Annotated in this window: 19 protein-coding genes; 5 read left to right on the top strand and 14 right to left on the bottom strand. The window is 72.7% G+C overall.

The genetic code is table 11. The features are described from left to right. Positions 1 to 94: 94 nt before the first annotated feature. The 4 genes from ACIG3E_RS01510 to afsQ1 all read right to left on the bottom strand — a co-directional run bounded on the left by ACIG3E_RS01510 (position 95) and on the right by afsQ1 (position 3,606). Complete coding sequence (locus ACIG3E_RS01510) at positions 95 to 601, bottom strand: VanZ family protein (RefSeq protein WP_399609862.1); 507 nt, start codon at positions 599 to 601, stop codon at positions 95 to 97. A 130-nt stretch (positions 602 to 731) separates the two neighbouring features. Continuing rightward, positions 732 to 1,337 (bottom strand): hypothetical protein, encoded by a 606-nt coding sequence (locus ACIG3E_RS01505; protein WP_399609860.1) that lies wholly within the window; start codon positions 1,335 to 1,337, stop codon positions 732 to 734. After that, positions 1,334 to 2,932 (bottom strand): ATP-binding protein, encoded by a 1,599-nt coding sequence (locus ACIG3E_RS01500; RefSeq protein ID WP_399609858.1) that lies wholly within the window; start codon positions 2,930 to 2,932, stop codon positions 1,334 to 1,336. Before ACIG3E_RS01500 ends, ACIG3E_RS01505 begins: the two co-directional genes overlap by 4 nt. Continuing rightward, the gene (gene afsQ1 / locus ACIG3E_RS01495) at positions 2,929 to 3,606 is read right to left on the bottom strand and encodes a two-component system response regulator AfsQ1 (protein ID WP_030562528.1); all 678 of its coding nucleotides are present in this window, start codon (positions 3,604 to 3,606) and stop codon (positions 2,929 to 2,931) included. The genes ACIG3E_RS01500 and afsQ1 overlap by 4 nt, the downstream gene beginning before the upstream one ends. A 212-nt stretch (positions 3,607 to 3,818) precedes the next feature. Here afsQ1 and ACIG3E_RS01490 point away from each other — a divergent pair, with 212 nt between their 5' ends. Beyond that, on the top strand, positions 3,819 to 4,601 hold the full coding sequence (locus ACIG3E_RS01490; RefSeq protein WP_138961483.1) for a SigE family RNA polymerase sigma factor: 783 nt from the start codon (positions 3,819 to 3,821) through the stop codon (positions 4,599 to 4,601). 175 nt (positions 4,602 to 4,776) lie between these two features. Here the strand turns inward: ACIG3E_RS01490 and ACIG3E_RS01485 are convergent, their stop codons facing one another. Further along, a complete protein-coding gene (locus tag ACIG3E_RS01485) occupies positions 4,777 to 5,415 on the bottom strand; it encodes a uridine kinase (RefSeq protein ID WP_399609855.1) in 639 nt (212 codons plus the stop codon). A gap of 136 nt (positions 5,416 to 5,551) precedes the next feature. Between ACIG3E_RS01485 and ACIG3E_RS01480 the strand changes: the two genes are divergently transcribed. Continuing rightward, positions 5,552 to 5,980, top strand: coding sequence for a hypothetical protein (locus ACIG3E_RS01480; RefSeq protein WP_399609853.1), 429 nt, complete (start codon positions 5,552 to 5,554; stop codon positions 5,978 to 5,980). A gap of 72 nt (positions 5,981 to 6,052) precedes the next feature. Here the strand turns inward: ACIG3E_RS01480 and ACIG3E_RS01475 are convergent, their stop codons facing one another. From ACIG3E_RS01475 to deoC, 3 genes are read right to left on the bottom strand one after another with little or no spacing between them, the layout of a single operon-like run. Beyond that, positions 6,053 to 6,946: an aldehyde dehydrogenase family protein gene (locus ACIG3E_RS01475; protein WP_399609851.1), complete on the bottom strand. Its 894-nt coding sequence runs from the start codon at positions 6,944 to 6,946 to the stop codon at positions 6,053 to 6,055. Further along, on the bottom strand, positions 6,939 to 8,375 hold the full coding sequence (locus tag ACIG3E_RS01470; RefSeq protein ID WP_399609849.1) for an aldehyde dehydrogenase family protein: 1,437 nt from the start codon (positions 8,373 to 8,375) through the stop codon (positions 6,939 to 6,941). The genes ACIG3E_RS01475 and ACIG3E_RS01470 overlap by 8 nt, the downstream gene beginning before the upstream one ends. Before the next feature lie 5 nt (positions 8,376 to 8,380). Continuing rightward, entirely contained in the window at positions 8,381 to 9,373 is a 993-nt protein-coding gene (gene deoC, locus ACIG3E_RS01465) for a deoxyribose-phosphate aldolase (protein ID WP_399609847.1), read from the bottom strand. 198 nt (positions 9,374 to 9,571) lie between these two features. On the opposite strand from deoC, the gene ACIG3E_RS01460 reads away from it, so the two are divergent. After that, positions 9,572 to 10,018, top strand: coding sequence for a MarR family winged helix-turn-helix transcriptional regulator (locus ACIG3E_RS01460; RefSeq protein ID WP_399609845.1), 447 nt, complete (start codon positions 9,572 to 9,574; stop codon positions 10,016 to 10,018). On the opposite strand, the gene ACIG3E_RS01455 is transcribed toward ACIG3E_RS01460, so the two are convergent. Continuing rightward, on the bottom strand, positions 10,015 to 11,118 hold the full coding sequence (locus ACIG3E_RS01455) for an NAD(P)/FAD-dependent oxidoreductase (RefSeq protein WP_399609843.1): 1,104 nt from the start codon (positions 11,116 to 11,118) through the stop codon (positions 10,015 to 10,017). The genes ACIG3E_RS01460 and ACIG3E_RS01455 overlap by 4 nt on opposite strands. A 109-nt stretch (positions 11,119 to 11,227) precedes the next feature. After that, positions 11,228 to 13,561, bottom strand: coding sequence for a glycosyl hydrolase family 18 protein (locus ACIG3E_RS01450; protein ID WP_399609841.1), 2,334 nt, complete (start codon positions 13,559 to 13,561; stop codon positions 11,228 to 11,230). 207 nt (positions 13,562 to 13,768) lie between these two features. On the opposite strand from ACIG3E_RS01450, the gene ACIG3E_RS01445 reads away from it, so the two are divergent. After that, positions 13,769 to 14,413, top strand: a complete 645-nt coding sequence (locus ACIG3E_RS01445; protein ID WP_399609839.1) for a PH domain-containing protein — start codon at positions 13,769 to 13,771, stop codon at positions 14,411 to 14,413. 342 nt (positions 14,414 to 14,755) lie between these two features. On the opposite strand, the gene ACIG3E_RS01440 is transcribed toward ACIG3E_RS01445, so the two are convergent. From ACIG3E_RS01440 to ACIG3E_RS01425, 4 genes are all read right to left on the bottom strand, one after another. Beyond that, positions 14,756 to 15,976: a glycosyltransferase family 39 protein gene (locus ACIG3E_RS01440; protein ID WP_399609837.1), complete on the bottom strand. Its 1,221-nt coding sequence runs from the start codon at positions 15,974 to 15,976 to the stop codon at positions 14,756 to 14,758. A 130-nt stretch (positions 15,977 to 16,106) separates the two neighbouring features. After that, the gene (locus tag ACIG3E_RS01435; protein ID WP_399609835.1) at positions 16,107 to 17,777 is read right to left on the bottom strand and encodes a phospho-sugar mutase; all 1,671 of its coding nucleotides are present in this window, start codon (positions 17,775 to 17,777) and stop codon (positions 16,107 to 16,109) included. Positions 17,778 to 17,827: 50 nt separating this feature from the next. Continuing rightward, positions 17,828 to 18,652 (bottom strand): purine-nucleoside phosphorylase, encoded by an 825-nt coding sequence (locus ACIG3E_RS01430; RefSeq protein ID WP_138961493.1) that lies wholly within the window; start codon positions 18,650 to 18,652, stop codon positions 17,828 to 17,830. Between the two features lie 114 nt (positions 18,653 to 18,766). Further along, positions 18,767 to 19,204, bottom strand: a complete 438-nt coding sequence (locus tag ACIG3E_RS01425; protein WP_138961494.1) for a gamma-glutamylcyclotransferase — start codon at positions 19,202 to 19,204, stop codon at positions 18,767 to 18,769. Positions 19,205 to 19,559: 355 nt separating this feature from the next. Between ACIG3E_RS01425 and ACIG3E_RS01420 the strand changes: the two genes are divergently transcribed. Next, complete coding sequence (locus ACIG3E_RS01420; protein ID WP_172383421.1) at positions 19,560 to 21,008, top strand: NAD(P)H-quinone dehydrogenase; 1,449 nt, start codon at positions 19,560 to 19,562, stop codon at positions 21,006 to 21,008. Positions 21,009 to 21,016: the final 8 nt, after the last annotated feature.

Genomic DNA, 21,016 nt, shown 5'->3' with positions numbered 1-21,016 from the left:
CTTCAAGGACCGTGGTCGGGTCGTCGGTCGGGCCCCGGCTCTGCGAGGCCCCGATGACTCCACGGTAGGAGCACCCGGGGGAGGAGGCATCGGGCTACGGAGCGATCCCGACCCTGGGAATCTTCGGGGTCGCCCCCTGAGGGGCCTCCTCCCGCGCCCGGCGCGCCCGGGGGCGTGCGCCGCGGCGGCGCAGCCGGGCCCGGGCCGCGGGCACCACGGCGAGATGGGCGAGCGCCACGCCCACGGTGTTCAGAAGGAGCGAGTCCACGTCCACGACCTGCCCCGGCACCCCGGTCTGGAGCAGTTCGATGCCGAGGGAGAGCAGCGCGCCCGCCGCGACCGTCCGGGCGAGGGAGGCCAGCGGCGACACGTCCAGGCGGCCGCCCACCAGCGGCAGCAGCACCCCCAGCGGGGCGAGCAGCAGCAGCGCGCCGCCGATCTGCCGGATCGCCTGCTCGGGGCCGCGCTCCAGGTCCGCCTTGATGCCGGCCAGCGGCTCCAGGTTCGCCGCGCTCACCCAGGGCACGTCCAGCGGCCGCAGCGTGATCCACGCGACGACCAGGAGGTGCGCGACGAGGAGGACCCCTCCCGCCGCGCGCAAGCGAATGGCGGCACCGCGCCCGCCCGAGCCTTGACGCACGCTCCCCAAGACGCGCCGGGCGGCGGGATCGGTTCCGCGCGAGTAATAAAGGCCGGGCGAACGGGACGTCGGGCCGCCGCGGCCCGGCCCCTCAGGACTCCAGGGGCCGCGACGGCGGCGGCACCGTGCCGGGCCGGTCCCGGGACTCCGGCGTGCATTCGTAGCGCCGCAGCCGGGTGCCCGCCGGGCCGCCCAGGATGACCGAGCCGCCGTCGGAGGCGGCACTGTCCACGTAGGTGCACACCAGCTGCGCGAGCGCGGCCGTCGGCAGTTCCTGGGGCTGCCTGCTGAGCCGCAGGGCCTCGTTCGGGTCGGCGGGGCGCGGTCCGGCGACCGTGATGCCGCGGCGCAGCTCCGTCGCGTACCCGGCCTGCCGCTCGTCCTCCGACGGCGGCGTGGACAGCTCGTTCAGGAGGGCCTGCGCGATGCGCGCGCGGTCCGTGCCCGTCCGGTCCGTGGGGATGCGCACCGTACGGTCGACGGCGACGAGACGGCCCGCGCACAGCAGGAAGATCTGCACGGGCACGCCGGTCGCCTGGTCACGCGCCGAGATGCCGGAGGCCGCCGCTCCGCACGGCACCCGCGAGGGCGCGGCGCCGAAGTCGGTGGGCACCTCGGTGGAGCGGATGCCGCAGCCGGAGAGCACGGTGGCGAGCGCGGCGGTGGCGAGCGCGGCGCGCAGCCGTCGCCTGGTCATGTCTCTTCCTCGTCTTCCTCGGAACGGTCCGGGGCCTGCCCGGCCCCCTCGCGCGCCGCCCGCTCCGGCTCCGGCTCCGCCGTCAGCGGCGAGGCGTCGCGGGGCAGCCGCAGCGTGAACACGGCACCCCCGGCGGGCGCGTTCGCGGCCGTGATCTCGCCCCCGTGGATGTGCGCGTTCTCCAGGGCGATGGACAGGCCGAGGCCGCTGCCCTCCGAGCGCGGCCGGGACGCGCTGGCCTTGTAGAAGCGATCGAACACGTGCGGCAGGACGTCCTCGGGGATGCCCGGGCCGCCGTCCTTCACGGAGATGACCAGGCTCTCGCCGTCCAGGCGCACCGACACCTTCACCGGGGACCCGCCGTGCTTGAGCGCGTTGCCGATGAGGTTCGCGAGGATCACGTCCAGGCGGCGCGGGTCGAGGCGGGCCATGATGCCGCGCTCGGCGTCCAGGTCGACGGCGTCCAGCCAGGCGCGGGCGTCGATGCAGGCCGTGATCTGGTCGGCGATGTCGACGTCGTCGAGGACGAGACGGGCGGTGCCCGCGTCGAAGCGGGTCACCTCCATCAGGTTCTCCACCAGGTCGTTCAGCCGCCGGGTCTCGCTGACCACCAGCCGGACCGCGGGCTCGATCATCGGATCGACGCTGCCCGTCTCGGCGTCCAGCTCCTCCTCCAGGACCTCCGTCACCGCCGTGATCGCGGTCAGCGGGGTGCGCAGCTCGTGCGACATGTCCGCCACGAAGCGCCTGCTCGCCTCGTCGCGGGCGCTCATGTCCGCGACCTTCTTCTCCAGGTTCTCGGCCGTCCGGTTGAACGTACGCGACAGATCCGCGAGTTCGTCCGTGCCCGAGACCCTGAGGCGGGTGTCCAGCTTGCCCTCGCCGAGGCGGCGCGCGGCGACGCCGAGGCGGTGCACCGGCTTCAGGACGGTCGTCGCGGCCGCCTGCGCGAGCAGCGCGGAGCCGACGAGCGCGAGCGCCGTGGCGATCGCCAGGGACCAGCCGAGCGAGCTGAGGTCCTTGGCCTCCGGTTCGAGCGACTTGAGCATGTAGCCCGTCGGCCCGCCGCCGACGATCTTCGTGCCGCCGACGAGGTACGGAGTGCCGTGCTCGACGGTGCGCTGCCAGTACAGGTGGTACGGGCTCTTGTCGCCGTCGCCGAGCTGCTGCTTCTTGACGGCGTCACGCAGCGCCTTCGGCACCTTGGCGAGCGTGAACGCGTCCAGGTCGGAGTAGCCGTAGACCATCTCGCCCCGCGCGTTCTTGCCGACCAGGAGCACGCTGTAGCGCTGGCTGCTCTTGGCCATCTGCCCGGCGGCGGCCTGCAACGCGTCCTGCGTCGGGTTCGGCGGCAGCGCGCCCGCGCGGGTCTGCATCTGCTGCCGGAAGTCCTTCAGCGCGGCGTCCTGCGCCCGCGTCAGGACGGCCTCGCGGTTCAGCCAGTACGCGATGCCGGACGCGGACACCGCCGCCGTGAGCGCCACCAGGGCGAAGACCACGACGAGCCGCAGGCGCAGACTCGTGAAGCGCAGACCGGACCAGATCGCCTTGCGGGCCGCGGGCAGCCCGCGGAGCTTGTCGTGCGGTGGGGTCACTGAGGCGTGTCCAGCCGGTAACCCACACCACGCACCGTACGGATCAGCGTCGGCGAGGACGGCACGTCCTCGACCTTGGCGCGCAGCCGCTGCACACACGCGTCCACGAGCCGCGAGTCGCCCAGGTAGTCGTGCTCCCACACCAGGCGCAGGAGCTGCTGGCGGGACAGGGCCTGGCCGGGGCGGCGGCTCAGCTCCAGGAGCAGGCGCAGCTCGGTCGGCGTGAGCTGCAGGTCCTCGCCGTTCTTCGTCACCGTCATCGCCGCGCGGTCGATCACGAGGGAGCCGAAGGTCGCCGCGTCGTTCGCCTCGCGCTCGCCGCGGCGGAGCACCGCCCGGATCCGGGCGTCGAGCACGCGCCCCTGCACGGGCTTGACCACGTAGTCGTCGGCGCCCGACTCGAGGCCCACGACCACGTCGATGTCGTCGCTGCGCGCGGTCAGCAGGATGATCGGCAACTGGTCGGTGCGCCGGATGCGGCGGCACACCTCGAATCCGTCGATGCCGGGCAGCATCACGTCCAGCACGATCAGGTCCGGCCGCTGCTCGCTCAGGAGCTTCAGGCCGTCCTCGCCGGTGGCAGCAGTGGCCACCCGGTGGCCCTGGCGCGTCAGTGAGAGCTCCAGGGCCGTCCGGATGGCGTCGTCGTCCTCGATCAGCAACAGGGAAGGCACGAACGTCATTCTGTCCCATGGCGCGGGCGCAGTTCGACTGTTGGCGGGCGTCTCACACCGCACCCACACGAGCGAACGCCGCCGCTGATCTTGAACAGGGGCCGGTGGACCCCTGTGACAGGCCTGTGACAGTCGGCGGACACCGCCATGAAGTCGCTCGTGCAGAGTTTTGGGCACACGGAAATCCCAGACTCCACGACGGGGGGCGCGAGATGAACACGCTGCACAGCACCAGCTCGAGCGCAGTTGTCACGCGTCTGCACGACCTGGGGCGGAGTTCTGAGAAGCACGAGAAGTCCGGTGCCGTGAGCGGGCGGGGGTGCGCTCGCGGCACCGGGCGTCAGCACACCGCGGCTGCGAAGCAGGGCCGCCAGGCCTATATGACGGTGGTTGACGCGCTCAAGGGCGGCGGTGACGGGGGAGCTCACGGGGGAGCCGCGTACAGGGAGGCATCGGGGGAGCAGGCGTCCCGCTCGGAAGCGGAGTTCACCGCTTACGTCCAGGAGCGCCGCGCCTCCCTGTACGCCACCGCCTACCACCTGACCGGCGACCGCTTCGAGGCCGAGGACCTGCTGCAGAGCGCCCTCTTCTCGACGTACCGCGCCTGGGACAGGATCAGCGACAAGGCCGCCGTCGGCGGCTATCTGCGGCGCACCATGACGAACCTGCACATCAGCGCCTGGCGCCGCCGCAAGCTCAACGAGTACCCGACCGAGGAACTGCCCGAGACCGTCGGTGACACGGACGCGATGCGCGGCACCGAGCTGCGCGCCGTCCTGTGGCAGGCGCTCGCCCGGCTGCCCGAGCTCCAGCGCACCATGCTGGTCCTGCGCTACTACGAGGGCCGTACGGACCCGGAGATCGCGGACATCCTCGACATCAGCGTCGGCACGGTGAAGTCCAGCATCTGGCGCTCCCTGCGCCGCATGCGCGAGGACGAGGTCCTCAGCTTCGGCCGTGACCAGGAGGAGTCCTTCGGCGAGTTGGTCGCCTGAGGATGAGGGGGGAACACGGGGGAAAGCACGGGGGCCGTCGCTCCTAGGGGGGAAGCGGCGGAAAGGGAGGGGAACCACGGGGGCCACGGGGATCGGGGGATCTCCGGGGGCAACACTGCGGGACCGGAAGGCCGGGGGGTCTTTCCGGTCCCGCTTTTTGCGCCGGTGGACGGGGTTACGCGGCGCCCGCGCGTGCCTTCACGCAGCGCCCCGCCGCGGCGGCGGCGACGCGGCCCAGGGCCTCCTCCTTGCCGCACGCGTGCGCGCCGAGGGCGGTCTGGCGGGCCACGATGGCGCGTTCGGCGCGCATCAGGCGCCAGCCGCGGCGCAGCAGGAACGGCACGGACTTGCGGCCCTCGCGCAGATCGCGCAGGAGCCGGCGCCGGAACGTCGTCGAAGGCCGCCCGCGCAGACAGATCGCGTCCGCGAGGACGCCGAGCTCCCGGCAGCGGTCCACGATGTCCGCGGCGAAGATGCCCTCGGCGATGAACAGGGGCGTGCGCTCGATGTCGAGCGCCTCCTCGCCAACGCGCGCGCTCGTCGCGATGTCGTACACCGGTACGCGGGTGCGGCCCGTGCGGCACAGCTCCTCGATCGCGGCGACCGCGACGTCCGCGTCCCAGGACCGGGGCGAGTCCCAGTCGATGTCCGAGCTGCCCTCGACCAGCGGCAGCGAAGGGTCGGTGCCCTCCTTGTAGAAGTCGTCGAGGCACAGCACGGGCAGCCCGCTGCGGGTGGCGAACGACGACTTGCCGGAACCTGAAGGCCCGGTGAGCAGGACGACGCGCGTGGGTATCGGAGGATGGGAACTCACGAGAGAACAGTGTGCGGCATCCCGTCCTGGCGGCGCCCCGGCGGGGCGGGCTTTGGTGGGAATGCGCTCGCGTGACTACTCTGTGTGCGCGCACGGTTACGCACGGAGAGCTCGTTAGGTGGTCCACATGGTCCAGATGGCGCGAAACCCAGCTCGGTCCGCGGCGCGGGGCGCCGCGTCGAGGTCGTCCTCCGCTCCCGCGCGGGCGCTGCTGCGGGCGGGTCTCACCGTGTCCGCGGCGGGGGCCGCCCTCGGTGTCGGCGCGGCCGGTGCGAGCGCCGCGGAGCACGCGCCGCCGCCCGTCACCTCGCAGGCCGGTGGCCTGGGGAACCTGGACGTGCAGGCGGCCGCCGCGGCCCTGGGGCCCGCGCTCGGGCCCGCGAAGCGGCTGAAGCTCGACCCGCTGGCCGGGACGGGCGTGGATCCGCTGGACAACGGGGTGGGTACGCAGGTCGCCGACTTCCAGCCGGTGAGCACGGCGATGGCGACGGGGCCGCTGACGCAGGGCGGGGCGCTCGGCGACCTGCCCGTGACGGGGACGGTGGCGGGGCTGCTGCCCGGGTGACGGCCCCCGCTCAACGGCGAGCGCCGGACGGCCCGGGGGCAGGCCGTCCGGCGCTCGCGGGGTGCGGGGGCGTCAGTACGAGGAGCCGGACGCGCCCAGCGAGCCCGTGGGGTGCCAGACCGTCTTCGTCTCCAGGAACGCGGTGAGGCGCTCCGTGCCCGGGGACGCGGTGAAGTCCGTGTCCACAGCCTGTGGACGCAGCACGCGCTTCAGATTGTCCGCCGCCGCGACCTCCAGGTCCTTCGCGAGGTCCGCGGCGGTGCCCGTCAGGTCGATGGCGTTCACGTCCTGGTGGGCGGCCAGCGGGGCCGCGAGCTCCGCCGTCCGGCCGGAGAGGATGTTGACCACACCGCCGGGGACGTCGGACGTGGCGAGCACCTCACCCAGGGACAGGGCGGGCAGCGGGGCCTTCTCGGAGGCGATGACGACCGCCGTGTTGCCCGTGGCGATCACCGGGGCGAGCACGGACACCAGGCCCAGGAAGGACGACTCCTGGGGCGCGACCACCGCGACGACACCCGTCGGCTCGGGCGTCGAGAGGTTGAAGAACGGGCCCGCGACCGGGTTCGCCCCGCCCGCGAGCTGGGCGATCTTGTCGGTCCAGCCCGCGTACCAGACCCAGCGGTCGATCGCCGCGTCGACCACCGCGGCGGCCTTGGACTTCGACAGGCCCTCGGCGTCGGCGACCTCGCGCACGAACTGCTCGCGGCGGCCCTCCAGCATCTCGGCCACGCGGTAGAGGATCTGACCGCGCAGATACGCCGTCGCGTTCGACCAGCCGCCGAACGCCTTGCGGGCCGCCACCACGGCGTCCCGCGCGTCCTTGCGGGAGGACTGCGGGGCGTTGGCCAGCCACTTGCCCTTTGCGTCGGTCACCTCGTACACCCGGCCGCTCTCGGAACGCGGGAACTTGCCGCCCACGTACAGCTTGTAGGTCTTGAAGACACTGAGACGCGCGTCAGACATCGAGGTAAGCCTCCAGGCCGTGGCGGCCGCCCTCGCGGCCGAAGCCCGACTCCTTGTAGCCGCCGAAGGGCGAGGTCGGGTCGAACTTGTTGAACGTGTTGGCCCAGACGACCCCGGCGCGGAGCTTGTTCGCGACCGCGAGGATGCGCGAGCCCTTCTCCGTCCAGATGCCCGCGGACAGGCCGTACTGCGTGTTGTTCGCCTTGGCGACGGCCTCGTCCGGGGTGCGGAAGGTGAGGACCGAGAGGACCGGGCCGAAGATCTCGTCGCGGGCGATGGTGTGCGCCTGGGTGACGCCGGTGAACAGCGTCGGGGCGAACCAGTAGCCCGAGGAGGGGAGTTCGCAGGCCGGGGACCAGCGCTCGGCGCCCTCCGCCTCGCCCTGGTCGGCGAGCGCGCTGATGCGGGCCAGCTGCTCGGCGGAGTTGATCGCGCCGATGTCGGTGTTCTTGTCGAGCGGGTCGCCCAGGCGCAGCGTCGAGAGCCTGCGCTTGAGGGCGTCCAGGAGCTCCTCCTGGATCGACTCCTGGACCAGGAGGCGCGAGCCCGCGCAGCAGACCTGGCCCTGGTTGAAGAAGATGCCCGTGACGATGCCCTCGACGGCCTGGTCGAGGGGCGCGTCGTCGAAGACGATGTTCGCGCCCTTGCCGCCCAGTTCGAGGGTGAGCTTCTTGTCCGTGCCCGCGACCGTGCGGGCGATCTCCTTGCCGACGGCCGTGGAGCCGGTGAAGGCGACCTTGTTCACGTCGGGGTGCGCGACGAGGGCCGCGCCCGCGTCGCCGTACCCGGGAAGGATGTTGACGACGCCCTTGGGCAGGCCCGCCTGGCGGCAGATGTCCGCGAAGAACAGGGCGGACAGGGGGGTCGTCTCGGCGGGCTTGAGGACCACCGTGTTGCCGGTCGCGAGCGCCGGGGCGATCTTCCAGGCCAGCATCAGGAGCGGGAAGTTCCAGGGGATGACCTGGCCCGCGACGCCGAGCGGCCGGGGGCTGGCGCCGTAGCCAGCGTGGTCGAGCTTGTCGGCCCAGCCCGCGTAGTAGAAGAAGTGCGCGGCGACCAGCGGGAGGTCCGCGTCGCGGGTCTCCTTGATCGGCTTGCCGTTGTCGAGGGTCTCCAGGACGGCGAGCTCGCGGCTGCGCTCCTGGATGATGCGGGCGATGCGGAAGAGGTACTTCGCGCGCTCGGCGCCGGGCAGCGCGGACCACTTCTCGAACGCCTTGCGGGCGGCCCTGACCGCGCGGTCGACGTCCTCCGTGCTCGCCCGCGCGACCTCGGACAGGACCTCTTCGGAGGACGGCGAGAGGGTCTTGAAGACCTTGCCGTCGGCCGCCTCGGTGAACTCGCCGTCGATGAACAGGCCGTAGGAGGGGGCGATGTCGACGACCGAGCGGGACTCGGGAGCCGGTGCGTACTCGAAAATCGATGCCATGGCGATCAGTCCACCGTCACGTAGTCAGGGCCGGAGTAGCGGCCGGTGGCCAGCTTCTGGCGCTGCATCAGCAGGTCGTTGAGCAGGCTGGAGGCGCCGAAGCGGAACCAGTGGTTGTCCAGCCAGTCCGCGCCGACGGTCTCGTTCACCAGGACCAGGAACTTGAGGGCGTCCTTCGTCGTGCGGATGCCGCCCGCGGGCTTCACGCCGACCTGGACGCCGGTCTGCGCGCGGAAGTCGCGGACCGCCTGAAGCATCAGCAGGGTGTTCGCGGGCGTCGCGTTGACCCCGACCTTGCCGGTCGACGTCTTGATGAAGTCCGCGCCCGCGATCATGCCGAGCCAGCTCGCGCGGCGGATGTTGTCGTACGTCGACAGCTCGCCGGTCTCGAAGATGACCTTGAGGCGGGCGTGCTCGCAGGCCTCCTTGACGGCGACGATCTCCTCGTACACCTTCAGGTAGTCGCCGGACAGGAACGCGCCGCGGTCGATGACCATGTCGATCTCGTCGGCGCCCGCGGCGACGGCGTCGCGGACGTCCGCGAGCTTCACCGCGAGGGCGGCGCGGCCCGCGGGGAACGCGGTCGCGACCGAGGCGACCTTCACGTCCGAGCCCGCGACGGCCTCCTTCGCGGTGGCCACCATGTCCGGGTAGACGCAGACGGCGGCGGTGCGCGGGGTTGAGCGGTCCGTCGGGTCCGGGTGGACGGCCTTGGCGCCGAGCGCGCGGACCTTGCCGACGGTGTCGGCGCCCTCCAGGGTCGTCAGGTCGATCATGGAGATGGCCAGGTCGATGGCGTGCGCCTTGGCCGTCGTCTTGATCGACCGCGTCCCGAGGGCGGCGGCGCGGGCTTCGAGGCCGACCGCGTCCACGCCGGGCAGGCCGTGCAGGAAGCGGTGCAGCGTGGCGGCCGACGTCGTGACGTCGGCGAAGGGGGTGCCGGTGGGCGCGGCCGCCCCGGCTGCCCCTGGGGGTGATGTCGTCGTCGGCATAGTCACGAGGGGAGCATATCTACGCGCGTAGCGGCCTGTACAGGGGGCGAGTGCGGTGGGGGTGGGCCCTCGCGGGGCGCCCCAGGCCCGCCCCTTCCCGAAACCAGGGGCTGCCGCCCCTGGGACCCCGGGCCTATCGGCATCGGCTCTGCGCGCATCGCCCGTCAGCGCTGGACGGGGGCCGAGAATCGTACGCTGAGGTCTATGGGGAAAGCTGATGGGCCCATGGGGGTCGCTACCGCTCTGGTGCGGTCCGCGTTTCTGGTGAACGCCGTGTACGCCGAGTGCAGTCGGGAGTACGGGCTCACCGCTCAGCAGGGGCAGCTGCTGTGCGTGCTGATGGCGCAGCCGTACGGGATGAGTGAGCTGGGGGCGGCGCTCGGGCTCGCCAAGTCGAGTCTGACGGGGCTCGTCGACCGCACGGCGCGGCGCGGGCTCGTGCGCCGGGAGCCGGATCCGATGGACGGCCGGGCCATTCGGGTCGCGCTCACCGACGAGGGCGGCGCGCTGGTGGAGGAGTTCTACGCGGCCACGTGCAGGCGCATGGACGAGCTGCCGCTCGGCTTCAGCGAGGCCGAGCGGCAGCAGCTCGTTCAGCTCCTCGGGCGGCTCGTGCTCGACAACGAGGTGCCGGTGGTCTTCGCGGACTAGCGGTCCGTGCCGAAGAGTTCCGCGAAGCGCTCCGTGAACAGGGTCGCGCCCTTGTACTCGGCCACTGCCTGCGGGGTCAGCACCTGGGGGCCGTCCTCCGACGGGAACTGGCCGACGCCGCCCGTCGGGCCCAGCGGGAGCAGGACGGCGGGGACGGGGGAGGGGCGGTAGGTGGCGGTGGGCTCCTCGCCGCGGGCCCGCGCGAGGATGTTCTGGGTCACTACCTCCGCGTGCTGCATCGCGTATCCGGCCATCTTGGCCTCGGCGAGGTCCGTGATGTCGCCGAGCGCGTACACGTGGTCGTGGCCCGCGACGGTGAGCCGCTCGGTGACGCGGACGCGGCCCTCCGGGGTGCGGGTGGTGAGCCTGCCGTCGCTCAGGTAGTCGCCGTTGGTCCGCACTCCGTAGCAGCGGAACCAGAGGTCGGCGGTGAGGTCCTCGCCGTCGGTCGTCGTGACGGTGAAGGCCCTGGCCCGGCCCGGGGCCGTCGGCGGCTCCCGCGTCAGCCTCGTCGACAGGCGCACCTCGACCTTCAGTTCCTCCAGCTGGCGGTGCAGGTCCGCGCGCAGGGCCGGGTCGAAGCCGGGCAGGAGGGTGTCGGCCGGGTCGACCAGCGTCACCTGCTTGTCGGGCCAGACCGCTTTGATCTCGCCGGACAGTTCGAGGCCCACGGGCCCCGCGCCCACGAGCAGCACCCGCTCGGCGCCCGCGAGCTCGTCGTGCGTGGCGCGCAGGCGGTCCAGGGCCTCGGCGGTGACGTCGGTGTCGGTCTTGGCCGGGTACGGGTAGCCCGAGCCGGACGCGAGGACGATGTGGTCGGCCTCGACCCGGGCGCCGGAGGCCAGGGTGACGCCGGACGGGTCGACCGACGCGGCGTACTCCCGCACGATCCGGCCGCGGCGGAGGAGGCCGTCGTACGGGAAGAAGATGTGCTCCGCCCACTCCGGGCGGACCAGTGCGCGCAGCGATCCGGCCGCGTGCACGAAGGCGTCCTTCGGCTCGATCAGGACGACGTCCAGGTGCTCGTCGAGCGCCTTGGCCACCGCGGCGCCGCCGTATCCCCCGCCGATGACCGCGACGGTCGTGTGCTTCTCGTTCATTTCCCCACCCTGAGTGCGTGTTCGTAGTTCGTGCCGCGAACTATATTAGTTCGCGGCACGAACTACAATCACTCATCGGGTGTGGGTCGGATCAGGTGGTGCCGACGGCTCACTTCAGGCCGTTGTCCAGCGCCGTCATGAGCGTGCCGTTCGGGGTGTCGCCCGACATCTCCCAGACCATGCCGCCGAGCAGGCCCTTCGACTTGACCCAGGCGGTCTTCTTGCCGATCGACCAGGTGTCGTCGAAGCTCCACCACTGGCCGTTGTTGCCGGTGTAGCCGTAGGTGGAGACGGACTGTTCGTCGTGGTACACGGTCATGTTCGGGACGCTGGTGATCAGGTTCTGGTAGCCCCTGGTGCCCGCCTCCTCCGGGAACTGGCCGGGGGCCGCGCCGTTGGCCGACTGCCACTCGCCCTTGACGCCGCCGTCGGCGACCTCCTTCCAGCCGCGGCCGTAGAACGGGAAGCCGATGGTGAGCTTGCGCGGGTTCACCCCGGCGTCCAGATAGGTCTTGATCGCCCTCTCCATGCTGAAGTCGAAGGAGTAGGGGTCCTGGGCGTCGCGGTACAGATTGGCCTGGTGGCCGGTGCGCTTGGGCTCCCAGGAGTCGTCGCTGCCCGAGCCGTGGAAGTCGTAGCCCTGGACGTTGGCGAAGTCCAGGTACTCGAAGATCTTCTTGATGTCCCAGCCCGCCTCGATCTTCGCCGGGTCGGCCGGGGTGAACGCGGTCAGGAGCTTGTGGCTGCCGCCGGTGGCGTCCAGCTGCTTGCGGAACTCGGCGAGCAGCGCCGTCAGGTTGGCCTTGTCCGCCGGGCCGTAGTGGTTGCCGGGGTGGCCCTCGGAGCCCGGCCACTCCCAGTCGATGTCGATGCCGTCGAAGATGCCCGCGCCGGTGCCGGGGCCGCCCGCGCCGTTGTAGACCGGCAGGTTGCCCTTGATCCACACGTCCACGCAGGACTTCACGAACTTCTCGCGCGAGGCGGGGGTGGCCGCCGCGTCCGAGAAGAACTTCGAGAACGTCCAGCCGCCGAGCGAGACGACGACCTTCAGGTGCGGGTACTTGGCCTTGAGCTTCTTCAGTTGGTTGAAGTTGCCGCGCAGCTTGCCCCAGCCGTCGTCCGCGACCCCGTCCACCGACTGCGCGGCGGAGAAGGCGCGGCCGTAGTCGGCCTCGGCGTCGCCCGCGCCGGTGCCCTCGTCCGGGTCCTGCGGCTTGCCGGAGACGCCCTTGACCACGCCGGCCAGGCAGGTGTGGTTGACCGGGTCGACGTTCTCGAAGGCGTAGTTGATGACGTCGAGCTTGGCCGCCTGGCCGGAGGTGTCCAGGTTCTTCACGAAGTGCTGGCGGCCGTAGATGCCCCACTGGGCGTAGTAGCCGACCGTGAGGTGGTTGCCGGGGCCCGCCGCGTCGTCCGTCGTGACGTTCACGGCGTTCGAGGCGGCCGACTCGTTGTCGGCGGTGTCACGCGCCTTGACGGTGAAGCTGTAGGCGGTGGCGGGGGTCAGGCCCTCGACGGTCGCGGTGGTCGCCGAGGCGGGGACGGTCTTCGCGAGCTCCTTGCCGCGGTAGACGTCGTACGCGGCCACGGCCACGTTGTCCGTGGACTTCTCCCAGGCGAGGGACGCCGAGACCTGGGTCTTGCCGGTGGTGCGCAGGTTGCCGGGCGCGGTCGGCGGGGTCGGGTCGGTCGACGGGTCGACGGTGGTCGCGCTGACCGGCGGGCTCTCCGGGCTGGTGTTGCCGCGCCGGTCCTTGGCGCGGACGGTGAAGGAGTAGCGGGTGGCGGGGGTCAGATCGGTGACGGTGGCGCTGTTCGTCGCCGAGCTCGCGACCACGCTGGTGCCGCTGAGCACCTCGTACGTCGTCACCGGGTAGTCGCCCGCACCGGCCGGGGGCCAGGTCAGGGAGATGGTGCGCGAGGTGGTGGTGGTGACGGTCGGGGTGCCGGGCGCGGTCGGGGGCTTGTCCGGCGTGCCGTCGCACTTGTCGCCGTTGACCGTGCAGCCCGTGGGCGTGCCGATCGGTCCGCGCGCGGTGAACTGGTAGCTGTACGGCTCGGTGGAGCCGCCCGCCGGGACGCGGCCGTTGTAGTACGCGTTCTTCACGGTGACGTGGCTGCCCGAGACGGTCGCCTCGCCGTGGGTGTGGCCGCTGACGGTGACGCCCGGCGGTAGGTCGAACTCCAGGGTCCAGCTCGTGGCCGCGGTGGAGCCGCTGTTGCGGACGACGTACTTGCCCTGCCAGGACGCGCCGCTGCCCTCGGTGCTGAAGGCCGCGGTGAGGCCGCCCGCGGCGATGGCGGGGGCCGCGGAGAGGGCGGTGAGCAGGGCGGCGGGGAGCAGCAGGGCGGCGAGCAGCACGGCGGTCCTGCCGCGCAGGGCCGCGGCCGCTCTGCGTAAGAGTCCGGGCGTGCTTCTGGTTCCTCTTCCGGTGGGGGTCATGGCTCTCCTCGGGGGTGGGTCGTTGCGGGTGACTCCTCGGGGTGCGTACGGGGGGTTCGTGTGGGAGGTGCCGTGCGGGGCCGGGCCGCCGCGTCGCCGGGCGATGGTTAGGCGTACATGACAACCCTCGACGGTACTAGGTCTGGACCAATCGCCATACCCCCGCCGCGCGCGGCGGCCGGGAACGCGTCAGGCAGAATCAGCCCCATGACGAGCGACCCGCAGCCCACCCCGGCGGAGCCCACCCCCGCGTACAAGGACCGCGTCTACCGGTCCCACGCGGCCATCGCCGGAGGCGTCATGCTGCTCGCCATCGGCGCCTGGCTGGGCATCGACGCGCTGATCCGGGGCGAGGGGCGCACCCCCTGGGTGGCCCTCGCCGGGCTGCTCCTCGCGGTGCCGCTCGTCGTCGCCTTCACCGTGCGGCCCGCCGTGTACGCGAGCGAGGACCGGCTGCGCGTCCGCAACCCCTTCCGCACCATCGTCCTGCCGTGGGGCGCGGTCTCCGGGCTCCGCTCCGGGTACTCCAACGAGGTCTTCACGCAGGACGGCACCAAGTACCAGCTCTGGGCCATCCCGGTCTCCCTGCGCGGCCGCAAGAGGGCCGCGCAGCGGCATGCGCGGCAGGTCGCGTCGGACGACCCGTCCGCGAGCCTGGCGCGCCCCGGCACCGGGCACGAGAGCACGCGCACCCCTGGCGACCAGGCCATGGACGACCTGCGCGAGATCGCCGAGCGCCGCGAGGGCGCCGAGACCGCGCAGGGCGAGCCGCTGGTGCGCTGGGCGTACGAGATCCTCGCCCCGAGCCTCGCGGGAGCGGTCGTCCTGGCCGTCCTGCTCGCGACCGGCTGAGCCCCCGGGGCCGTGGGGGAGCCGGACACGGCCGCTGCCGTGTCCGGCCGGGCGGCGCTCCGCAAGGGGGGTGAGCGGAGCGCCTGATCCGTCGGCTCCCGCTGGGGGGCCGGGGAGCCGCCGGACAGCGCTTCCATAGTGCGGCATCGTCGTCCGCCCGCGGCCGCCGAGGGGCCGGACGGGCGCCGACTCCCGGGGAACCGGACCGGATTCAGCACGGCCGAGGCCGGGATGCAGTGGGCACCCATGCGCCCGGGTGCGCCCCCGGGCCGGGCCGCGCGCCCCCTTCAGGCCCCGGGCCCGGTCGCGCGCCCCCTCAGGCCCCAAGCCCTGCCGCGCGCCTCACGGCGGGCCCAGCCACACCAGGAGCATGTGCCCGCCGAAGGCCGCCGACGTCAGGGCCGCGCCGGTGAGCACCGGCACCACCACCCGCGCCCGGGCCCGGGCGAGCGCCAGCGCCACCGGGAGCAGCAGCGGAAAGCCCGGCATCAGGAACCGTGCCCGGGGGAAGTACACCCCGCGGGAACCGAGCACGATCGCGAGCAGCAGGCCCGTGAACACCAGCAGCGGCAGCGGCTGTTCGCGCCCCGCCACCGACATCGCGAACAGCACCAGCGCGCCGCACAGCACCAGCGTCACCATCACCAGGAACAGCTGCGGCCGCTCCACGACGAACAGGCTCTTCACCCAGCGCAGCGTGCCGACGCCGCCGTCCCACTCGTTGTGCCACCACTTCTGCACCGCGAAGTAGCCGTCCCAGCGGCCGAGCCTGACCCCCACCCAGCCGACGTACGCGAGCCAGCCGAGGGGCGCGAGGACGGCGCCCGCGAGCGCGGCCGCGGAGAAGCGGCGGCGCAGCGCGAGCAGGGCCGTCACGGTCACCGCGGCGGCGAGCGCGATCCCCGTCGGCCGGGTCAGGCCCGCGAGCGCGGCAAGGGCTCCCGCCGCCACCCAGCGCCCGGTGAGGACCGCGTACAGGCACCACGCCACGAACGCCGTGAACAGGGATTCCGTGTAGCCCATCCACTGCACGAGGGCCACCGGCAGGCACGCCCACAGCAGCACGAGCAGCACCCCGGTCCGCCGCCCGTGCAGCCGGTCGCCGACCTTGAAGATCCCCCAGGCCGCGAGGAACGAGGCCGCGCACGCGATCGCCAGGCCCACCGCGCCGCGCGGCGCGGGCACCAGGTGCTCGCCCGCCCGGATCAGCAGCGGGTACAGCGGGAAGAACGCCAGGTTGTTCGCGTCGAAGGTATGGCCGAGCGTGTCCGCGTAGCCGTGCTCGGCGATCTTCAAGTACCAGTCGCAGTCCCAGGACTCGGCGAGCAGGTGCCAGACGCCGCGGTGCTCGCGGCGCGCCCAGAGGGCGAACACCAGCAGACCGCAGACCCGCACCGCCGCGTACCCCAGGAGCGCCGGAGCCGCGTGCCGCAGCGCGGCGGCCGCCCGGGCGCGCGGGCCGGGCGGCAGCCGCACGGTGGTGCGGGAGCGGCGCGAGGCGGGCACACGGGACGGCGCGTCGGCGGTGCGGCCGGGCAGGGGGGCGTGGGGTCCGTACGGCACTCGGGCTCCCGGAGCGTGACAAACGAGAAGGTGCGCTACCGGTCGGACCCTTCCTGGGTTGACCGGCGGCGCACCTGCACGCTGCGTCAGTTGCCGCGCGGAACCACCCGTACGGGTGGAGCCCCGGGGCTCAGATTCCGGCCGCCTCCGCGAAGTCCCGCTTCAGGGCGGCCAGGAGCTCCGCGGCCCGCGCGTGGGCCGCGGGCAGGCCGGGGCGGTCCGCGACCGGCACCACGACCTCCAGATAGCACTTCAGCTTCGGCTCGGTGCCGCTCGGGCGCACGATCACGCGCGCCCCGTCGAGGGTGTAGCGCAGCCCGTCCGTGGGCGGCAGCTGCGCGGAGCCCTCGGTCAGGTCCTCCGCGCGCGTCACCGCGAGCCCGGCGAGGCGCACCGGCGGGTGCTCGCGCAGGCGCCGCATCGCGGCCGCGATCAGCGACAGGTCCTCCACGCGCACCGACAGCTGGTCGGTGGCGTGCAGCCCGTGGGCGAGCGCCAGGTCGTCGAGGAGGTCGAGCAGCGTGCGGCCCTCCTCCTTCAGCTCCGAGGCCAGCTCGGTGATCAGGAGCGCCGCCGTGATGCCGTCCTTGTCGCGGACGCCCTCGGGGTCGACGCAGTAGCCGAGCGCCTCCTCGTAGCCGTACCGCAGGCCCTCGACGCGGGCGATCCACTTGAAGCCCGTGAGGGTCTCCTCGTAGCCGAGGCCCGCCTTCTCCGCGATCCGGCCGAGCAGCGACGACGACACGATCGACTCGGCGAAGACGCCCTCGGCGCCGCGCCGCACCAGATGCGCCGCGAGCAGCGCGCCCACCTCGTCGCCGCGCAGCATGCGCCAGGCGGTGCGCTCGGCGTCGGTGGGCACGGCCACCGCGCAGCGGTCCGCGTCCGGGTCGTTGGCGATCACCAGGTCGGGCCGTGCCTCGCGGGCCGCGGCGAACGCCAGGTCCATCGCGCCCGGCTCCTCCGGGTTCGGGAACGCCACCGTCGGGAAGTCCGGGTCGGCCTCGGCCTGCGCGGCCACGAGCACCGGCTCGGGGAAGCCTGCCCGCGCGAAGGCGGCGAGGAGCGTGTCCTTGCCGACGCCGTGCATGGCCGTGTAGACGGTCCGGGCGGTCCGGGCCGAGCCTGGGGACAGGACCGCGTCCGTACGCGCCAGATACGCCTGGAGGACCTCCTCGCCGAGGACCTCCCAGCCGGACTCCGGGCGCGCCACGTCGTGCAGGCTCGCCACCGCGTCGATCTCCGCCGCGATCTCCCCGTCGGCGGGCGGCACGATCTGCGAGCCGTCGCCCAGGTAGACCTTGTAGCCGTTGTCGCGCGGCGGGTTGTGACTGGCCGTGACCTCCACGCCCGCGACGGCGCCCAGGTGCCGTATGGCGAAGGCGAGGACCGGCGTCGGCAGCGGCCGGGGCAGGACGGCGGCGCGCAGCCCCGCCCCGGTCATCACGGCCGCCGTGTCCCGCGCGAAGTCCGCCGACTTGTGGCGGGCGTCGTAGCCGATGACGACCAGGCCGCCGGCGTGGCCCTTGCCCTTCAGGTACGCGGCCAGACCCGCGGCGGCGCGGATCACCACGGAGCGGTTCATCCGCATCGGGCCCGCGCCCAGCTCGCCGCGCAGCCCGGCCGTGCCGAACTGGAGCGTGCCGGCGAAGCGGGCCGCGAGGTCGGCCAGGACGTCCGCGCCGTCCGCAGCCCCCGCGATGAGCTTCGTCAGCTCCTCGCGGGTGTCCGCGTCCGGGTCCTCGTCGAGCCACGTCCGGGCCCGGGCGATGAGTACGTCGTGCTCCTGGTGGTCCTGCACGTGTGGTCAGCCTCTCCGTGAGGGGGGTCGTACACCTGGGGGCGGCGCGGTCAGAGGCGGTCGAGGACCTTGCCGAGCAGCTCGCCCATGCGGGTCGCCGAGTCGCGGCCCGCCTGGAGGACCTCCTCGTGGTTGAGGGGCTCGCCCGTCATGCCCGCGGCGAGGTTGGTGACCAGGGAGATGCCGAGCACCTCGGCCCCGGCCTCGCGCGCCGCGATGGCCTCGAGGACGGTGGACATGCCGACGAGGTCCGCCCCGATGGTGCGGGCCATGCGGATCTCGGCGGGCGTCTCGTAGTGCGGGCCGGGGAACTGCGCGTACACGCCCTCTTCGAGGGTCGGGTCGACCTCCTTGCACAGCGCGCGCAGGCGCGGCGAGTACAGGTCCGTGAGGTCCACGAAGTTCGCGCCGACGATCGGGGACGTCGCCGTGAGGTTCAGGTGATCGCTGATCAGGACCGGCTGGCCCGGGCGCATGCCCTCGCGCAGACCGCCGCAGCCGTTGGTCAGCACGATGGTCTTGCAGCCCGCGGCGACGGCGGTGCGCACGCCGTGCGCGACCGCGGCGACGCCCCGGCCCTCGTAGTAGTGCGTGCGGCCCAGGAAGACCAGGACGCGCTTGTCGCCGACCTTGAAGGAGCGGATCTTGCCGCCGTGGCCCGCGACGGCGGGCGGCGGGAAGCCGGGCAGCTCGGTGACCGGGAACTCGGCCTCGGGGGCGCCGAGCGCGTCGACGGCCGGGGCCCAGCCGGAGCCCATCACGAGGGCGACGTCGTGGGTCTCGGCGCCCGTCAGCTCACGCAGGCGCGTGGCGGCGGCGTCGGCGGCGGCGTACGGGTCGCCCTGGATGTCGTCCGGAATAACTGAAGCGTTCACGCCGACGAGGGTAGCCGCTTACGCCCTACGCGCGTAGATGACGAGGCTCACGGGAATGGGATCGTTGCTTTGTCGTTTCCGACAAGCTGATCGCCCGGCTTGTGTCGGAGCGGGTCAGCAGGGGCGTTTGCGCAGTTCCATCACGTAGTCGTGGGGGGCGCCCGCGGACTCGGCGGCGTCGGCCAGCTCGCCGAGGTAGCGCGCCGACGGCAGGCCGCCCTCGTAGCCGTTCAGGACGTAGACCCACGCGGGCTCCTCGCCCTCCAGGGTGTGGATCCGCACCCGCATGCGCCGGTAGATGTCGAGGCCGACGCCCTCCCAGCGGTCCATGGAGTCCTCGTCCATCGGCGCCACGTCGTACAGGGCGACGAAGACCTGGGAGCGCGGGGCCTCCACGATCGTGGCCAGTGCGCCCTCCCAGCCCATGTGCTCGCCCCCGAACGTCAGCCGCCAGCCGTTCAGCCAGCCGGTCGCGCGCAGCGGCGAGTGCGGGGCGCGGCGCGTCATGAGCCGCGCGTCGAGATTGCCGGCGTACGCGGCGTAGAGCGACATGTCGTCGAGAGTACGGGTTTCTGGCGGGGGCGCCCTACGCGGTTGCCGTTCTGGGGGCTGCGCCCCCATTCCCGGCATTCCTGGGGGTTCGGGGGTGTTCTTGGGTGCGGGGGTGTTCGCGCTGCGCGCTCGTCCTCAAGCGCCGGACGGGCTTGATTGTCGCGCTGCGCGCTTGTCCTCAAGCGCCGGACGGGCTTGATGGTTGCGCTGCGTGCTCGTCCGCTGGACGGGCTTGATTGTCGCGCTGCGCGCTTGTCCTCAAGCGCCGGACGGGCTTGGTTGGGTGCGGCTGATCGGTGGGCGTCTCGTGGGGGAATCGGCCCCGGGTCAACGGGGTGGGGGTGGGTGCGGGAGAATGGAGTACGTGACTCGGATCGTGATCATTGGTGGCGGACCCGGCGGATACGAGGCGGCGCTGGTCGCGGCCCAGCTCGGCGCGGAGGTGACCGTCGTCGACTGCGACGGTCTGGGCGGGGCGTCGGTGCTCACCGACTGCGTGCCGTCGAAGACCCTGATCGCCACGGCCGAGGTGATGACCACCTTCGACTCGTCGTATGAAGAGCTCGGGATCATCGTCGAGGACGACACCCCGCACATCGACCAGGCCGCGCGTGTCGTGGGCGTGGACCTCGGCAAGGTCAACCGGCGGGTGAAGCGGCTCGCGCTCGCGCAGTCGCACGACATCACCGCCTCCGTGACGCGGGCGGGCGCGCGCGTGCTGCGCGGCCGCGGGCGCCTGGAGGGCCAGCAGGCCATGGACGGGTCGCGGACCGTCGTCGTGCGCGCCGCCGACGGGTCCGAGGAGCGGCTCACCGCCGACGCCGTGCTCATCGCCACCGGAGGCCACCCGCGCGAGCTGCCGGACGCGCAGCCGGACGGCGAGCGCATCCTGAACTGGACGCAGGTGTACGACCTCGACGAGCTGCCCGAGGAGCTCATCGTGGTCGGCTCCGGCGTCACCGGTGCCGAGTTCGCCGGTGCCTACCAGGCGCTCGGGTCCAAGGTGACCCTCGTGTCGTCGCGCGACCGCGTGCTGCCGGGCGAGGACCCGGACGCCGCCGCCGTCCTGGAGGACGTCTTCCGCCGCCGCGGGATGAACGTGATGGGGCGTACCCGCGCCGCCTCCGCCAAGCGCGTGGGCGACCGCGTGGAGGTCACCCTCGCCGACGGGCGCGTCATCTCCGGCACGCACTGCCTGATGGCCGTCGGCGCCATCCCCAACAGCAGCGGCATGGGCCTGGAGGAGGCCGGGGTCAAGCTGAAGGACTCCGGGCACATCTGGACCGACCGGGTGTCCAGGACCTCCGCCCCCGGTGTGTACGCGGCCGGTGACGTCACCGGCATCTTCGCCCTCGCCTCCGTGGCCGCCATGCAGGGCCGCATCGCGATGTACCACTTCCTGGGCGACGCGGTGACCCCGCTGAACCTGAAGACCGTCTCGTCGAACGTCTTCACCGACCCGGAGATCGCCACCGTCGGCTACACCCAGGCCGACGTCGACGCGGGCAAGATCGACGCCCGGGTGGTCAAGCTGCCCCTGCTGCGCAACCCGCGCGCGAAGATGCAGGGCATCCGGGACGGCTTCGTCAAGATCTTCTGCCGCCCCGGCACGGGGATCGTGGTCGGCGGTGTGATCGTCGCGCCGCGCGCTTCGGAACTGATCCACCCCATCTCGATCGCGGTCGACAACAATCTGACGGTGGAGCAGATCGCTAACGCCTTCACCGTGTACCCCTCGCTTTCGGGGTCGATCGCCGAGGTGGCCCGGCAGCTGCACACGCGGAAGACGAGCGGCGAGGCCTGATTCCGGCG

The sequence above is a fragment of the Streptomyces sp. NPDC053474 genome (assembly GCF_044544845.1).
Classification (GTDB): domain Bacteria; phylum Actinomycetota; class Actinomycetes; order Streptomycetales; family Streptomycetaceae; genus Streptomyces.
The sequence above is the reverse complement of the archived record's forward strand: the minus strand, read 5'-3'. Positions and strand labels throughout refer to the sequence as shown.

Bases quoted from the DNA above. Each gene is read 5' to 3' on its own strand.
- ACIG3E_RS01505 (WP_399609860.1), bottom strand. From the start codon at position 1,337: ATGACCAGGCGACGGCTGCGCGCCGCGCTCGCCACCGCCGCGCTCGCC.
- ACIG3E_RS01490 (WP_138961483.1), top strand. From the start codon at position 3,819: ATGAACACGCTGCACAGCACCAGCTCGAGCGCAGTTGTCACGCGTCTG.
- ACIG3E_RS01480 (WP_399609853.1), top strand. From the start codon at position 5,552: ATGGCGCGAAACCCAGCTCGGTCCGCGGCGCGGGGCGCCGCGTCGAGG.
- ACIG3E_RS01475 (WP_399609851.1), bottom strand. From the start codon at position 6,946: ATGTCTGACGCGCGTCTCAGTGTCTTCAAGACCTACAAGCTGTACGTG.
- ACIG3E_RS01470 (WP_399609849.1), bottom strand. From the start codon at position 8,375: ATGGCATCGATTTTCGAGTACGCACCGGCTCCCGAGTCCCGCTCGGTC.
- ACIG3E_RS01460 (WP_399609845.1), top strand. From the start codon at position 9,572: ATGGGGAAAGCTGATGGGCCCATGGGGGTCGCTACCGCTCTGGTGCGG.
- ACIG3E_RS01455 (WP_399609843.1), bottom strand. From the start codon at position 11,118: ATGAACGAGAAGCACACGACCGTCGCGGTCATCGGCGGGGGATACGGC.
- ACIG3E_RS01450 (WP_399609841.1), bottom strand. From the start codon at position 13,561: ATGACCCCCACCGGAAGAGGAACCAGAAGCACGCCCGGACTCTTACGC.
- ACIG3E_RS01445 (WP_399609839.1), top strand. From the start codon at position 13,769: ATGACGAGCGACCCGCAGCCCACCCCGGCGGAGCCCACCCCCGCGTAC.
- ACIG3E_RS01425 (WP_138961494.1), bottom strand. From the start codon at position 19,204: ATGTCGCTCTACGCCGCGTACGCCGGCAATCTCGACGCGCGGCTCATG.
- ACIG3E_RS01420 (WP_172383421.1), top strand. From the start codon at position 19,560: ATGGAGTACGTGACTCGGATCGTGATCATTGGTGGCGGACCCGGCGGA.